The following is a 14,086-nucleotide window of genomic DNA, read 5'->3' as shown; positions in this document are numbered from 1 at the left end:
CGGGCCTGCGGGACGGCCATCCGATCAGTTGCGGCTCTTGTCGACCAGCTTGTTGGCCTTGATCCAGGGCATCATGTCGCGCAGCTTGGCACCGACCACCTCGATCTGGTGCTCTTCGGTCAGGCGGCGACGCGAGATCAGGGTCGGGGCACCGGCCTTGTTCTCGAGGATGAAGGACTTGGCGTATTCGCCGGTCTGGATGTCCTTCAGGCACTGGCGCATCGCGTTCTTGGTGTCTTCGGTCACCACGCGCGGGCCGGTCACGTACTCACCATACTCGGCGTTGTTCGAGATGGAGTAGTTCATGTTGGCGATGCCGCCTTCGTAGATCAGGTCCACGATCAGCTTGAGTTCGTGCAGGCACTCGAAGTAGGCCATCTCCGGAGCGTAGCCGGCTTCCACCAGCGTCTCGAAACCAGCCTTGATCAGCTCGACGGCACCGCCGCACAGCACGGCCTGCTCGCCGAACAGGTCGGTCTCGGTCTCTTCGCGGAAGTTGGTCTCGATGATGCCGGCCTTGCCGCCGCCGTTGGCAGCCGCGTAGCTCAGGGCCAGGTCACGGGCACGGCCGGTCTTGTCCTGGTAGACGGCGATCAGGTGCGGCACGCCGCCACCCTGGGTGTAGGTGCCGCGCACGGTGTGGCCCGGGGCCTTGGGGGCGACCATCCACACGTCGATGTCGGCACGCGGCACGACCTGGCCGTAGTGCACGTTGAAGCCGTGGGCGAAGGCCAGCGAAGCGCCTTCCTTCAGGTTCGGGGCCACTTCGGCGTTGTAGACGGTGGCGATCTGCTCGTCGGGCAGCAGGATCATGACCACGTCGGCCGACTTCACCGCGTCGGCGATCTCGGCGACCTTCAGGCCGGCGTTCTCGGCCTTGGCCCAGGAAGCGCCACCCTTGCGCAGGCCGACGGTGACCTTGACGCCCGAGTCGTTCAGGTTCTGGGCGTGGGCATGGCCTTGCGAGCCGTAGCCGATGATGGTGACGTTCTTGCCCTTGATGAGGGACAGATCGGCGTCCTTGTCGTAATAAACCTTCATGGTCTTCTCTCTCGAATGAATCGCGGGGCAATGGCAGATGAACAGAGGGCTGGCAGGTCACGGAGGACCCCACCAGAAACCTGTCGCCGAGCCGCCCCAGAACAGGTTTCCCACCCCCTCGGGGGCCGGCGCGCACCCGTGAGGGCGCACGCCGTGGGTGCAGGTCAGACGCGCAGGATGCGCTCGCCGCGACCGATGCCGCTGGTGCCGGTTCGCACCGTCTCCAGGATGGCCGTGGCGTCGATGGCCTGGATGAAGGCGTCGAGCTTGTCGGAGTCACCCGTCAGCTCGATGGTGTAGGTCTTGTCGGTCACGTCGATGATGCGGCCGCGGAAGATGTCGGCCATGCGGGTCATCTCCTCGCGCTCCTTGCCGACGGCACGCACCTTGATGAGCATGAGCTCACGGGCGGTGAAGCTGCCCTCGGTCAGGTCGACGACCTTGACCACCTCGATGAGGCGGTTCAGGTGCTTGGTGATCTGCTCGATCACGTCGTCGGAGCCGGAGGTGACGATGGTCATGCGCGACAGCGAGGCGTCCTCGGTCGGCGCGACCGTCAGGCTCTCGATGTTGTAGCCACGGGCCGAAAACAGCGCGACCACGCGCGACAGCGCGCCGGGCTCGTTCTCGAGCAGCAGGGCAATGATGTGTTTCATGCGGTTCTCCACGACACACCCCTCACGCGGCCGGCGGTAACCGGCAGCGCCTGGGTGCGAAGGTTCAACTCGGGGACAGGAAAAAGGCGGACGGCTTGCCTGTGCAGGAGCTGGATCCGGCCGGCCGGGGCAGCGGTAACCGCCCCGGCCGCCGGATCCCGGCTCGATCACAGGTCCTCGGAACCCAGCAGCATCTCCGAGATGCCCTTGCCGGCCTTGACCATCGGCCAGACGTTTTCGGTCTGGTCGGTGCGCACGTCGAGGAAGACGGTGCGGTCCTTCAGGCGGATCAGCTCCTTGAGCGCAGGCTCGACCTCGGAAGGCCGCTCGATCTTGATGCCGACGTGGCCATAGGACTCGGCCAGCTTGACGAAGTCGGGCAGCGCTTCCATGTAGCTGCTGGAGTAGCGGCCCTGGTAGTCCAGTTCCTGCCACTGCCTCACCATGCCCAGGTAGCGGTTGTTCAGCGCGATGATCTTGACCGGCGTGCGGTACTGCTGGCAGGTCGAGAGCTCCTGGATGTTCATCTGGATGGAACCCTCGCCGGTGATGCAGAACACGTCCGCGTCCGGCTTGGCCAGCTTGATGCCCATCGCGTAGGGCAGGCCCACGCCCATCGTGCCCAGGCCGCCGGAGTTGATCCAGCGGCGCGGCTCGTCGAAGCGGTAGTACTGCGCGGCCCACATCTGGTGCTGGCCGACGTCCGAGGTGACGTAACAATCGGTGCCGCGCGTGAGCTCCCACAGGGTCTGCACCACGTGCTGCGGCTTGATGACCTCGTCGGAGTTCTTGAAGTTCAGGCACTCGCGACGGCGCCAGTCGGCGATCTGCGACCACCAGGCGTTCAGGTCGGCCGGTGCGGCACGCTGCTGCGACTCGCGGATCTGCACGATCAGCTCCTGCAGCACGTCCTTCACGTCGCCGACGATCGGGATGTCGACCTTGACACGCTTGGAGATCGACGACGGATCGATGTCGACATGGATGATCTTGCGCTCCACCGAGGCGAAGTGCTTCGGGTTGCCGATCACGCGGTCGTCGAAGCGTGCACCCACGGCCAGCAGCACGTCGCAGTGCTGCATGGTCATGTTGGCCTCGTAGGTGCCGTGCATGCCGAGCATGCCCAGGAAACGCGGATCGGTCGCCGGCATCGCGCCCAGGCCCATCAGCGTGTTGGTGACCGGATAACCCAGCAGGTCGGCCAGCTCGCGCAGCTCGGCCGACGCGTTGCCCAGGATCACGCCACCACCGGTGTAGATGTACGGGCGCTTGGCGCTCAGCAGCAGCTGCACGGCCTTGCGGATCTGACCGCCATGGCCCTTGCGCACCGGGTTGTACGAACGCATCTCCACCGTCTCGGGATAGTGGAACGCGGTCCGGTTCAGCGAGACGTCCTTGGGGATGTCGACCACGACCGGGCCCGGACGACCGGTGCGCGCGATGTGGAAGGCCTTCTTCAGCGTCGCGGCCAGGTCACGCACGTCCTTGACCAGGAAGTTGTGCTTGACGATCGGGCGGGTGATGCCGACGGTGTCGCACTCCTGGAAGGCATCCAGACCGATGGCGGCCGTGGGCACCTGACCGGTGACGATGACCATCGGGATCGAGTCCATGTAGGCCGTGGCGATGCCGGTCACGGCATTCGTCACGCCCGGACCCGAGGTCACCAGGGCCACGCCGACGTTGCCGGTGGCACGCGCATAACCATCGGCCGCGTGCACGGCCGCCTGTTCATGGCGCACCAGCACGTGCTGGATGGTCTCCTGCTTGTAGAGCGCATCGTAGATGTAGAGCACCGAGCCGCCGGGGTAACCCCAGATGAACTCGACGTTCTCGGCCTGCAGGCAGCGCACGAGGATTTCCGAGCCGTTGAGCTCGGGAGCGGAAGCTGTATCGCGGGAGGCTTGTGCCGATGCGGCACGCTTGTGTTCCGCGGCAGACATGTCCATGTTGAACCTTTCGGGTTTTCTCTGACGAAAATCGATCGGTGCTCCTCCTCGCGCCCTTCACTCGCCAGTGACGGACTCGCCCTCGTGGGGCGGACTCGGAGCCTGCGCGGTCAGAAACGGCGGCGTCCGGGGTCGGACGACCGATTGAGACCAGACCCGTACGGTGTACGGGGCGCACATTATTGCACTAACACGAGGGAATGCCCCCGGGCGGTGCCCCTCGGCTGTGCGCCGGGCACCACAATGCATAATCGCCTCCCCCACCACCGGGCTGCTGAACGACCCTCCCCCTTGGCTGCAGACAACGACCTGTCCGATTTCCTTCAAAGTGTCGAGAAGCGCGCGTTCAAGCGCACCGTCTATGCGGTGCGCGACGACGAGGCCGCGCTCGACATCGTGCAGGACGCGATGATCCGCCTGGCCAACCGCTACGCCGATCGGCCGCCGGCCGAATGGCCGATGCTGTTCCAGCGCATCCTCTCGAACGCGACGATGGACTGGTTCCGCCACCGCAAGGTCAAGCAGGCCGCGGAAGTGAACTTCTCCGACATCGAGGCGCGCAGCGGGGATCCGGACTTCGACCTGCTGGAGATGCTGTCGACCCAGAACGGCAGCATGGGCGAAGAAAGTGCCGCTCAATCCTACGAACGGGTGCAGGCCTTGCTCCAGATCGAGCAGGAAGTCGAGAAATTGCCGAACCGTCAACGGGAGGCCTTCCTGATGCGTTACTGGGAGGAACTCGACGTCGCCGAAACCGCCAGTGCCATGGGGTGCTCCGAAGGCAGTGTGAAGACACACTGCTCACGGGCGGTCCATGCACTGGCCAAGGCATTGCGAGCACGAGGAATTTCACTGTGAACCGCGTCGTGACACACACACAAGACACATCGATGGACAGCGAGATCCTGGAAGCCCGGTTCGGGCTGAAGGTGGCCGCCCACCTGAGCATGGCGGCCCAGGACCTGCCGCACGACATCTCCGAGCGCCTGCGCGTCGCACGACAGCAGGCGGTGGCTCAGGCCCGCTCCCGGGCGCTGTCCACCAGGCGCCACCCGGTGAGCGCCGAGGCCAGTCCTCGCCTGAACCTGTCGGGTGGCGTGGCCGGGCTGGGCTGGCAGGGCCGGCAGGGTGACCCGTGGTGGCTGAGGCTGGTGTCGATCATCCCGGCGGTGCTGCTGGTGCTCGGCCTGCTGGCCGCCTCGGAATGGCAGCAGCAGGAGGAGCTGTCGGCCGCCGCCGACATCGACGTGGCCCTGCTCGGCGACGACCTGCCCCCCGACGCCTACAGCGACCCCGGCTTTGCCGAGTTCCTGCAATCCCCCCCGGGCAACTCGCTGCAATGAAGCCTTTCCTGGCCCGTCGTCCGTCCACCCTGGCCAGGGTCTGGAGGGTCGTGACCACCGTGCTGCTGCGAGGCCTGGTCCTGTGCGCGGCCCTGGCCGTGGGCGGTGCAAGCGCCTCGACCTGGGGCGGACCGGCCTGGACCGAGCTGTCGGCGCGTGACCAGCACATCCTGGAACCGCTGGAGCCGCGCTGGGCGCAGTTCGACGCGGCGCGCAAGCAGAAATGGCTGAACGTGGCGCAGCAATATCCCCGCCTGTCCCCGGCCCAGCAGGCACGCATGCGCGAGCGCATGCTCGCCTGGACCGACCTGAGCACCGCCGAACGCAGCACCGCCCGGATCCAGTTCGGCGAGGTCAAGGTCCTGCCCTCGGCCGAACGACAGGCACGCTGGGAGGCCTATCAGGCGCTGCCCGAGGAACAGCGCCGGGAGCTGACCCGCCGCGCCGCCGAGCGCCAGCAGGCCCTGCCACCGTCGGGCCATCCGGCCAGCGCGAACCTGGGCAAGGTCCAGCCCAAGAACAACCTGATCGAGACCTCGCCCCGCAGCGGCGTGCGCAACCGGGCGGTCGGCCCCGGCCTGGTCCAGGCCAGCGTCGGCGCCAGCACGCGCCGCATCAACGAAGAGACGATCACCCCGCGCCACCAGCAGGCCGGCATGCCCAAGATCATGGTCTCGCCCGAATTCATCAACGTCCACACGCTGCTGCCGCTGCGAGGCCCGCAGGGCGCAGCCGCCACCCCTCCCTCCGCCCGCAGCAGGAACTGAGTGCCGATGATGTCCGTTCCGTCCCTGAAACGGCGGTTCGCCGCGCTCGTCTACGAAGGTGTGGTCCTGTTCGGCGTGACGATGGCGGCAGGCCTGGTCTTCGCCCTGCTGGCGGACCAGCGCCACGCGCTGAGCTGGCGCGGTGGCCTGCAGCTCTTCCTGCTGGCCGTGCTCGGCCTGTACTTCGTCTGGTTCTGGACCCATGGCGGGCAGACGGTGGCGATGAAGGCCTGGCACATCCGGGTGGTGGGCCCCGACGGCGCCCCGCCCTCCACCGGACGGGCCCTCGGGCGCTACCTGCTCAGCTGGCTGTGGTTCGCGCCGTCGCTGCTGGTGATCGGTCTGAACGGCTGGCATGAGAGCGGCCCGATCTGGACGGCCCTGGGCATCGGCATGCTGGCCTACGTGCTGCTGACGCTGGTCCTGCCCGGGCGGCAGTTCCTGCACGACCGGCTCGCCGGCACCCGGCTGGAGCTGCACCGCCCGGCCCCCCGACCGGCCAGGCCCACCCGATGAACTGACAGATTCGACGGGCACAATCGCCGCCATGTCGAACCCCCACAAAGGCCGCACCGGCCTGGACCGCATCCGGCACGCGCTCGGCTATTCGATCGAAGGCCTGATCGCGGCCTACCGCGGCGAGAGCGCCTTCCGCCAGGAGACCTGGCTGACCGTGCTGCTGCTGCCGCTGGCCTTCTGGGTCGGCCGCACCTGGGTGGAGATCGCCCTGCTGGCCGGCAGCGTGCTGCTGGTGCTGGTGGTCGAGCTGCTGAACTCGGCCGTCGAGGCCACGGTCGACCGGATCTCCTTCGAGCTGCACGACCTGGCCAAGCGGGCCAAGGACTTCGGCAGTGCCGCCGTGCTGCTGTCGCTGCTGCTGTGCGGCATGGTCTGGCTGGGTGCGCTCTGCGCCGAGTGGCCACGCCTGCTGGGGGATCTGCGCTCCCTGATCCCGGCCTGAGCCCCCTGCGGTGGCATGATGCCGATCCCGCGCCCGCCGGGCGTCTTCCAGGCCGACCGTCCGCCATGTCCACCTCGCCGAACCCGTCCCCCCGCCCGACCTCCATCTGCGTCTACTGCGGCTCCCGCGACGGCGCGGATCCGGCCTACGCAGCGGCGGCCCGGGCACTGGGCGAGGCCATCGGCCGGCGTGGCTGGCGCCTGGTCTACGGTGGCGGCAAGGTCGGGCTGATGGGCATCGTCGCCGACGCGGCGCTGCAGGCGGGCGGCACGGTGCTGGGGGTCATCCCCGAACACCTGCTGAAGCTGGAAGTGGGCCACGGCAGCCTGACGCAGCTGCAGGTCGTGCAGACCATGCACGAGCGCAAGCACCTGATGGCCGAAGCGGCCGACGCCTTCGTCGCGCTGCCCGGGGGCATCGGCACACTCGAGGAGCTCTACGAGGTCTGGACCTGGCAGCACCTGGGCTTCCACCGCAAGCCGATCGCGCTGCTGGACACCCGCGGCTACTACCAGCCGCTGCTGGCCTTCATGCGCCACACGGTCGAGCAGGGTTTCGTCAGCCCCGCCCAGGCGGCCGTGCCCCTGGTGGCCAGCGACGTCGAGCGCCTGCTCGAGGCCCTGGAGCAGCACCTGGGCGCGGCACAGCCGAGCGACTACCGCCGGATCTGAACGGCCCCCACGCCACGACCAGCCATGAAAAAAGCCACCAGGCACAGGCCGGTGGCTTCTTCATGGGGCGGGTCGGACCCGCCGGATCAGACGGCCGCTTCGTCGGTCTCGCCGGTGCGGATGCGGATGACCTGCTCGACCGAGGTGACGAAGATCTTGCCGTCGCCGATCTTGCCGGTCTTGGCGGCCTTGACGATCGCCTCGACGCAGCGGTCGACGTCAACGGTCTTGACCACCACCTCGATCTTCACCTTCGGCAGGAAGTCGACCACGTACTCGGCGCCGCGGTACAGCTCGGTGTGGCCCTTCTGGCGGCCGAAACCCTTGACCTCGGTGACGGTCAGGCCGGTCACGCCGACTTCGGCCAGCGCTTCGCGGACCTCCTCGAGCTTGAACGGCTTGATGACAGCGGTGATCTGTTTCATGAACTTGCTCCGGATGCGATTGAAATCAATTTAACCGATTTGCCGTCCGCCGGCAGCGCGGGGTTTGCACCCGGGCCGCCAGCGCGGGAGAGGGATCACCGGAGGGCCTTGTAGCGGAAGCGCTTGGGACGGGCACCCTCTTCGCCCAGTCGCTTCTTCTTGTCGGCTTCGTACTCCTGGTAGTTGCCGTCGAAGAAGACCCACTGCGAGTCGCCTTCGGCTGCCAGGATGTGGGTGCAGATGCGGTCGAGGAACCAGCGATCGTGGGAGATCACCATGGCCGAGCCGGCGAACTCCAGCAGCGCCTCTTCCAGCGCGCGCAGGGTCTCGACGTCCAGGTCGTTCGACGGTTCGTCGAGCATCAGCACGTTGCCGCCCTGCGCCAGGGTCTTGGCCAGGTGCAGGCGGCCACGCTCACCGCCGGAGAGCTGGCCCACCAGCTTCTGCTGGTCGTTGCCCTTGAAGTTGAAGCGGCCGATGTAGGCACGGCTGGGCATGACGAACTTGCCCACGACGATGTTGTCCAGGCCGCCCGAGACGTCCTGCCACACCGTCTTGCTGTCGTCCAGGCTCTGGCGGCTCTGGTCGACGAAGGCCAGGCGCGCGGTCTTGCCGATCTTGACCTCGCCGGTGTCGGGTTTCTCGACGCCCTGGATCAGGCGGAACAGCGTCGACTTGCCGGCGCCGTTCGGGCCGATGATGCCGACGATGGCCCCCGCGGGCACCTTGAAGCTGAGGTTGTCGATCAGCACCCGGTCGCCGAAGCTCTTGGTGACGCCGTCGAACTCGATCACTTCATTGCCCAGGCGCTCGGCCACCGGGATGAAGATCTCGTTGGTCTCGTTGCGCTTCTGGTATTCGACGTCGCTCAGCTCCTCGAAGCGGGCCAGACGCGCCTTGCTCTTGGCCTGGCGGCCCTTGGCGTTCTTGCGGACCCACTCCAGCTCCTGCTTCATCGCCTTGGCGCGGGCGTCCTCGGTCTTCTGCTCCTGCTCCAGGCGCTTTTCCTTGCCTTCGAGCCAGTCGGAGTAGTTGCCCTTGTACGGATAGCCTTGGCCCCGGTCGAGTTCGAGGATCCACTCGGCGGCGTTGTCGAGGAAATAACGATCGTGGGTGATGGCCACCACGGTGCCGGAGAAACGTTGCAGGAAGTGCTCCAGCCACTCGACCGATTCGGCGTCCAGGTGGTTGGTGGGTTCGTCGAGCAGCAGCATGTCGGGCTTGGACAGCAGCAGGCGGCACAGCGCGACACGGCGCTTCTCGCCGCCCGACAGGTTGCCGATCACGGCATCCCACGGCGACAGGCGCAGCGCGTCGGCGGCGATCTCGAGCTGCAGCTCGGTGTTCTCGCTGCCGGCCGCGGCGATCACGGCCTCCAGCTCGGCCTGCTCGGCAGCCAGCGCGTCGAAGTCGGCATCGGCCTCGGCGTAGGCGGCATAGACCTCTTCCAGGCGCTGCTTGGCGGCGATCACGCCACCGATGCCTTCTTCGACGGCCTGGCGCACGGTCTGCTCGGGATTGAGCTGAGGCTCCTGGGGCAGATACCCGATCTTCAGACCGGGCATCGCGGTGGCTTCGCCCTCGATCTCCCGGTCGAGGCCGGCCATGATCTTCAGCAGCGTCGACTTGCCCGAACCGTTGACGCCGAGCACGCCGATCTTGGCGCCGGGGAAGAAGGACAGCGAGACGCCCTTCAGGATCTGCCGCTTCGGCGGCACGATCTTGCCGACGCGGTTCATGGTGAAAACGTATTGGGCCATGTTGGGTGGTGCTCTGCAAAGGAGGGCAACGGCGACGACGGCCACCGGTTGCCAGGGACGCGAGGGTGCGCCCGATCCGATATTGTCGCCGCTTCCCCGCCCTCCCCGGGCCTCAGGCCGTCAGATTCACGCTCTGCACCCCCGTGGACAGCCCCGCGGACCCGTCCGTGGACGGGTGGGCTGCCGTCGTGGACGCCCCCACGCCCAGCCGGTCGAGGGCCGCGCCGATCTCCTGCTGCAGCCGGTCGCGCAGGCCGCCGAATTCACTGCGGCTCAGGCGCTGGTCCCCGTCGCGGTCGATCCGGGCGAACAGGTCGTTCGATGGCGAGGCCGGCGCGGGCGCCTGCAGGGCGCCTGAAGACAGGCCCTCCTGGATCGTCTGGAGCATGCGCTCGGAGAACGCCGACAGCTCGTCGGCGCTCACCGTGCCGCTGCGGTCGCTGTCCATGCCGTCGAGCAGCTCGGCGCGCCGACGGGCCTCGGTCGCGGCCGAAGGATCGGCCGTGGCCGTGGTCGCGGCGGTGCTGCCGGAGGCCGTGGCCGCGGTGGACGCCTGCGCCGCGGTGCCGGAGGCCGCACTGCTGCCGGATGCCGTCGAGGCCGTCGAGACCGCACCGGCACCCGCCGCTGCGGTCGTGCCAGCAGCCGGCCGGGTCTGCGCGGCGAAGCGGGTGGTCGACAGCCCGCTGGTGTTGAACTCGGAGGGCGGCGACGCACGGGCCGGACGCTGGCCGCCCCGCGTGGCGGACGTGGCGCCGGACGCACCCGGAGCCGTGGCCCCGGAGCTCGTGGAGGGGGTGGCCGCCGTGGTCGTCGTGGCCGCGGCCGCCGAGGTCGCGGCCGTCTCCGCCGGGAAGGCGACGGCGGCACTGCGGTCCGCGGTGCGGCCGGCACGGGCCGGGCGGGCGCTGGCCGCCGTGTCCGTCGCCGCGGTGCTGCGGCCGGTGTTGAGGCGCTGGATGCTCATGGGTCGCTCCCGGGCTCAGACGCCGAAGGCGTCGAACAGATAGCCCACACCCCGCACGGTGTGGATGTAGCGTGGTTCACGCGGATCGTCGTCGAGCTTGTGGCGCAGGCGCGAGATCAGCAGATCGATGCTGCGGTCGATCACGTCGACGCCCCGCCCCCGCGCCTGGCTGAGCAGCTCATCGCGGCTGAAGACCCGGCGCGGTCGCATCAGGAACGCCTGCAGCAGCCGGCACTCGGACTGCGTCAGCACCACCACCAGCCCGGTGGGCGCCACCAGGCGGCGGGTCGACGGCTCCAGCCGCCAGCGGCCGAAGCTCAGGTGCTCGACGGCCGAGTCATCGGCAGGACCGTCCGCGCGCACGCGGCGGCGCAGCACCGAACCCAGCCGGGCGGCCAGTTCACGGGCCGGCACGGGCCAGTCGAGGCAGACATCGGCACCCGACTCCAGCGCCAGCAGCCGTTCATCGATCTGCGGGCTGCGGCTGACCCAGACCACCGGCGCCGGGGTCGCGCCTTCGCGCGTGGCCTCGAGGCGGCGCAGGGCCTGCAGCGCCTGGGCATTGCCGCGGCCCAGCGCCAGCACGACCACGTCGTGCGATGCGGGCAGCTCGCGCAGCGTCGGCCAGACCGGCAGCCAGTCGGTCTGCATGCCGCAGGCCTGCAGATAACCCAGCGCCTGATGGTGCAGCGACAGGCTGCCCGAGCGCGGCGGCACGCTCTCGCACACCATCGGATGGCTGCTGCCGGCCTGCCAGACCGGCCCCTCGGCATCGTCGGGCATCGCCCCCAGCCACAGCACACGGCCGCTGCAGTCCATCGCGGCAGATCCGGTTCTCATCCTTGCACTCCTCGGCGTTTCAACATCACGGCACCGAGTCTGCGGGGCCGGCCCGGCCGCCCAGGCGCCGAACAGCGCCACTGAAACCCGGCGCTTTACCTGGGGTTTACCAGAGAGCAACAGAGCCTCACGGACCGGGGGCTCGCGCCCCGTGCGGACCTTCTCCCTCACGCCTCCAAGTCAAAATACTGTATAAACATACAGCTCAACAGGATTCAGGGATCCACCATGAACATGCGGGCCAGCACCCCGACACCCGCAGGCGGACCGGCCGTCGACGCCGGACTGCCCGGCGCCGTGCGGGCGGCGCTGTGGCACGGCGACCAGTTCGCCGCCCCCGTCCGGCCCGCCTGCCCGACCGGCCATGCGGCCCTCGATGCCGAGCTGCCCGGTGGCGGCTGGCCCCGTGGCACGCTGACCGAGCTGCTGCTGCCCGGCCCCGGCCAGGGTGAGCTGCGCCTGCTCGCGCCGGCACTGGCGCGCCTGGGTGCCGAAGGCCGGGAGCTGGCCTGGATCGGCCCGCCCCACCGCCCCCACACCCCGGCCCTGCAGGCCCTGGGGCTGCAGCTCCGCCACCTGCTGTGGGTGCAGGCCGAGCGGGCCGAAGACGCCGCCTGGGCCGCCGAGCAGGCCGTGCGCTCGGGCGGCTGCGGCGCCGTGCTCTGGTGGACCGATGACCACGACACCACCGGCCGGCAGGCCCTGGGCGAGCGGGCGCTGCGCCGCCTGCACCTGGCCGCCCAGCACGGTGACGGCCTGCTGCTGGTGCTGCGGCCCGGTGCGCGGCAGGCCGGATCGTCCCCGGCGCCGTTGCGGCTGCGGCTGCAGGCCGCCGAACCGGGCTGGATCGAGCTGCAGGTGTTCAAGCGGCGCGGCCCGCCCCAGACCACGCCGCTGCGGCTGGACCTGCGTGCCTCGCTGGGCGCCCCGCTGGCGCACCGGCTGCAGCAGCCTGCGGGGCGACCGCCCACCCCTGCACCCCGAACCCCGTCTGCCCATGGAAACGCTCTGGCTCTGCCTTCACCTGCCGATGCTGCCGCTGGACGCGCTCGGGTCCCGGCCTGAAGCGGCAGGCCGCGGCGCGCTGGTCTGGGACCGCGAGCACGGCAGCCAGCAGGTGCGGGTGGCCGATGCAGCCGCGCAGGCCCTGGGAGTGCGGGCCGGCCAGCACCTGGGCACCGCACGGGCGCTGGCCCCGCAGGCCCTGGTGCTGGCGCGACAGCCCGAGCGCGAGACCGCCCTGCTCGAGCGGCTGGCGCTGAGCCTGGGCGTCCTGACGCCGGCCCTGGTGCTGGAGCCGCCCGACGTGCTGCTGGAACTGCACGCCAGCCTGCGCCTGTTCGGCGGGGTGCGCCCGATGCGCCGCCTCGCCCATGCCGTGGGTCGCGGCGCCGGCGTGCAGGCCTGCAGCGCTCTGGCCGCGACCCCGCTGGCCGCCCGCCTGCTGGCCCGGCAAGCCGCCGGCAGGCCGCACCACGGCCTGCGCCTGGCCAGCACCCGGCGCCACCTGCAGCCGCTGCGACTCGAGGCGCTGCTGGCGCTGGATCGGCCCGAACTGGCCGGTCACGGTCGACGTTCCCTGGAGATGCTGCAGGCGCTGGGGGCCCGGCGGCTGGCCGATCTGCACCAGCTGCCCCGCGCCGGCCTGCAGCGCCGCGGCGCCGGTGCCTGGCTGGAGCTGCTGGACCGCGCCGAAGGCCGACGCCCCGACCCGCCCCGCTGGTGGAGCGCGCCCCAGGCCTTCAGCCTGTCGGTCGAGCTGCCGCACCGGGCGGAATCCGTCGCCCCGCTGGAAGCCGCGGTCGCGCCGCTGGTCACGGCGCTGTGCGGCTGGCTGGCGCTGCGCTGGCTGGCCGCGCAGCGCCTGGTGCTGGTGCTGCGCCACGAACATGGCGCCCGCCGGCAGGTGCCCGACGAGGTGCTGGAGATCGACCTCGCCACCCCCTCGCGCGAGGCCCGGCACCTGCTGACCGTGCTGCGCGAACGCCTGCAGCGCCTGCCGCTGGCCGCTGCCGTCGACAGCCTGCGGCTGGAGCTCGGCCGCGGCGTGCCCGACGCCGGCCGCCCCGGCAGCCTGCTGCCCGATCCGCAGGCCGGTACGCTCGAGCACGCCACGCTGATCGACCGCCTGCGCGCCCGGCTGGGCCACGACCGGGTGATGCGCCTGAGGCCCCAGGCCGACGCCCGCCCGGAAAAGGCCGAACAGCGCATCGCGCCGGAAGACTGGCACGACCCCGCCAACCCCGCCCCCGGCGCCACCACGCCCCCGCGGCCGGTCTGGCTGCTCGACCCGCCCCGGCCCCTGGCCGTGCACGACGACCTGCCGCTGCACCAGGGCCGCCCGCTGCAGTTGCTGACCCGGGCCGAACGCATCGAGACCGGCTGGCACGACACCCACCTGGTGCGACGCGACTACCACGTCGCCCTCGGCCAGGACGGCGTGCTGCACTGGGTCTACCGCGAACACGCCCGCCTGGGCGAGCCGCTGCTGCACCCGCCCCGCTGGTTCCTGCACGGCCTGTTCGGCTGAGCGGCCCTCCCGCGCCCCCCGTCCCATGCCTCCCGCCACCCCCTGCCCACCGCCCGCATCGCCACGGCGTCCCCTCCCCGCGGCCGCCCCCGGGGAAACAGCAGTGCGGCATGGTGCCAGTGCCCATCCAAATTCAAATCCAAATCCAAGCCCAAGCCCAAGCCCAAGCCCAAGCC

The 14,086-nt window shown here is 69.8% G+C and carries 15 protein-coding genes; 8 read left to right on the top strand and 7 right to left on the bottom strand.

Annotation, left to right across the window (positions count from 1 at the left end; all coding sequences use genetic code 11):
- Positions 1–24: 24 nt before the first annotated feature.
- From ilvC to C7444_RS02420, 3 genes are all read right to left on the bottom strand, one after another.
- The gene (gene ilvC, locus C7444_RS02430) at positions 25–1,041 is read right to left on the bottom strand and encodes a ketol-acid reductoisomerase (protein WP_110399250.1); all 1,017 of its coding nucleotides are present in this window, start codon (positions 1,039–1,041) and stop codon (positions 25–27) included.
- Positions 1,042–1,205: 164 nt separating this feature from the next.
- Positions 1,206–1,697: an acetolactate synthase small subunit gene (ilvN, locus tag C7444_RS02425; protein ID WP_110399249.1), complete on the bottom strand. Its 492-nt coding sequence runs from the start codon at positions 1,695–1,697 to the stop codon at positions 1,206–1,208.
- A gap of 167 nt (positions 1,698–1,864) precedes the next feature.
- On the bottom strand, positions 1,865–3,646 hold the full coding sequence (locus tag C7444_RS02420; protein WP_110399248.1) for an acetolactate synthase 3 catalytic subunit: 1,782 nt from the start codon (positions 3,644–3,646) through the stop codon (positions 1,865–1,867).
- A 291-nt stretch (positions 3,647–3,937) separates the two neighbouring features.
- Between C7444_RS02420 and C7444_RS02415 the strand changes: the two genes are divergently transcribed.
- The 6 genes from C7444_RS02415 to C7444_RS02390 all read left to right on the top strand — a co-directional run bounded on the left by C7444_RS02415 (position 3,938) and on the right by C7444_RS02390 (position 7,388).
- A complete protein-coding gene (locus C7444_RS02415; RefSeq protein ID WP_110399247.1) occupies positions 3,938–4,504 on the top strand; it encodes an RNA polymerase sigma factor in 567 nt (188 codons plus the stop codon).
- 32 nt (positions 4,505–4,536) lie between these two features.
- Positions 4,537–4,989: a DUF3619 family protein gene (locus C7444_RS02410; RefSeq protein ID WP_110399246.1), complete on the top strand. Its 453-nt coding sequence runs from the start codon at positions 4,537–4,539 to the stop codon at positions 4,987–4,989.
- On the top strand, positions 4,986–5,756 hold the full coding sequence (locus C7444_RS02405; RefSeq protein ID WP_110399245.1) for a DUF3106 domain-containing protein: 771 nt from the start codon (positions 4,986–4,988) through the stop codon (positions 5,754–5,756). Before C7444_RS02410 ends, C7444_RS02405 begins: the two co-directional genes overlap by 4 nt.
- Positions 5,757–5,765: 9 nt before the next feature.
- A complete protein-coding gene (locus C7444_RS02400; protein WP_245909372.1) occupies positions 5,766–6,272 on the top strand; it encodes an RDD family protein in 507 nt (168 codons plus the stop codon).
- A 31-nt stretch (positions 6,273–6,303) separates the two neighbouring features.
- On the top strand, positions 6,304–6,717 hold the full coding sequence (locus tag C7444_RS02395; protein WP_110399243.1) for a diacylglycerol kinase: 414 nt from the start codon (positions 6,304–6,306) through the stop codon (positions 6,715–6,717).
- A 65-nt stretch (positions 6,718–6,782) separates the two neighbouring features.
- Positions 6,783–7,388, top strand: coding sequence for an LOG family protein (locus C7444_RS02390; protein WP_110399242.1), 606 nt, complete (start codon positions 6,783–6,785; stop codon positions 7,386–7,388).
- Between the two features lie 86 nt (positions 7,389–7,474).
- On the opposite strand, the gene C7444_RS02385 is transcribed toward C7444_RS02390, so the two are convergent.
- The 4 genes from C7444_RS02385 to C7444_RS02370 form a co-directional block, all read right to left on the bottom strand.
- Positions 7,475–7,813 (bottom strand): P-II family nitrogen regulator, encoded by a 339-nt coding sequence (locus C7444_RS02385; RefSeq protein ID WP_110399241.1) that lies wholly within the window; start codon positions 7,811–7,813, stop codon positions 7,475–7,477.
- 95 nt (positions 7,814–7,908) lie between these two features.
- Positions 7,909–9,573 (bottom strand): energy-dependent translational throttle protein EttA, encoded by a 1,665-nt coding sequence (ettA, locus tag C7444_RS02380; protein WP_110399240.1) that lies wholly within the window; start codon positions 9,571–9,573, stop codon positions 7,909–7,911.
- 112 nt (positions 9,574–9,685) lie between these two features.
- Positions 9,686–10,540 (bottom strand): EF-hand domain-containing protein, encoded by an 855-nt coding sequence (locus C7444_RS02375; protein WP_110399239.1) that lies wholly within the window; start codon positions 10,538–10,540, stop codon positions 9,686–9,688.
- Between the two features lie 15 nt (positions 10,541–10,555).
- On the bottom strand, positions 10,556–11,380 hold the full coding sequence (locus C7444_RS02370) for a winged helix-turn-helix domain-containing protein (protein ID WP_110399238.1): 825 nt from the start codon (positions 11,378–11,380) through the stop codon (positions 10,556–10,558).
- 228 nt (positions 11,381–11,608) lie between these two features.
- On the opposite strand from C7444_RS02370, the gene imuA reads away from it, so the two are divergent.
- Positions 11,609–12,445: a translesion DNA synthesis-associated protein ImuA gene (gene imuA, locus C7444_RS02365; protein WP_110399237.1), complete on the top strand. Its 837-nt coding sequence runs from the start codon at positions 11,609–11,611 to the stop codon at positions 12,443–12,445.
- On the top strand, positions 12,378–13,910 hold the full coding sequence (locus C7444_RS02360; RefSeq protein WP_170130603.1) for a Y-family DNA polymerase: 1,533 nt from the start codon (positions 12,378–12,380) through the stop codon (positions 13,908–13,910). Before imuA ends, C7444_RS02360 begins: the two co-directional genes overlap by 68 nt.
- The last annotated feature ends 176 nt before the right edge of the window (positions 13,911–14,086 follow it).

The sequence above is a fragment of the Sphaerotilus hippei genome, assembly GCF_003201595.1.
In the GTDB taxonomy this organism is placed as follows: domain Bacteria; phylum Pseudomonadota; class Gammaproteobacteria; order Burkholderiales; family Burkholderiaceae_C; genus Sphaerotilus; species Sphaerotilus hippei.
This window is presented reverse-complemented; position numbering and strand designations above follow the sequence as displayed.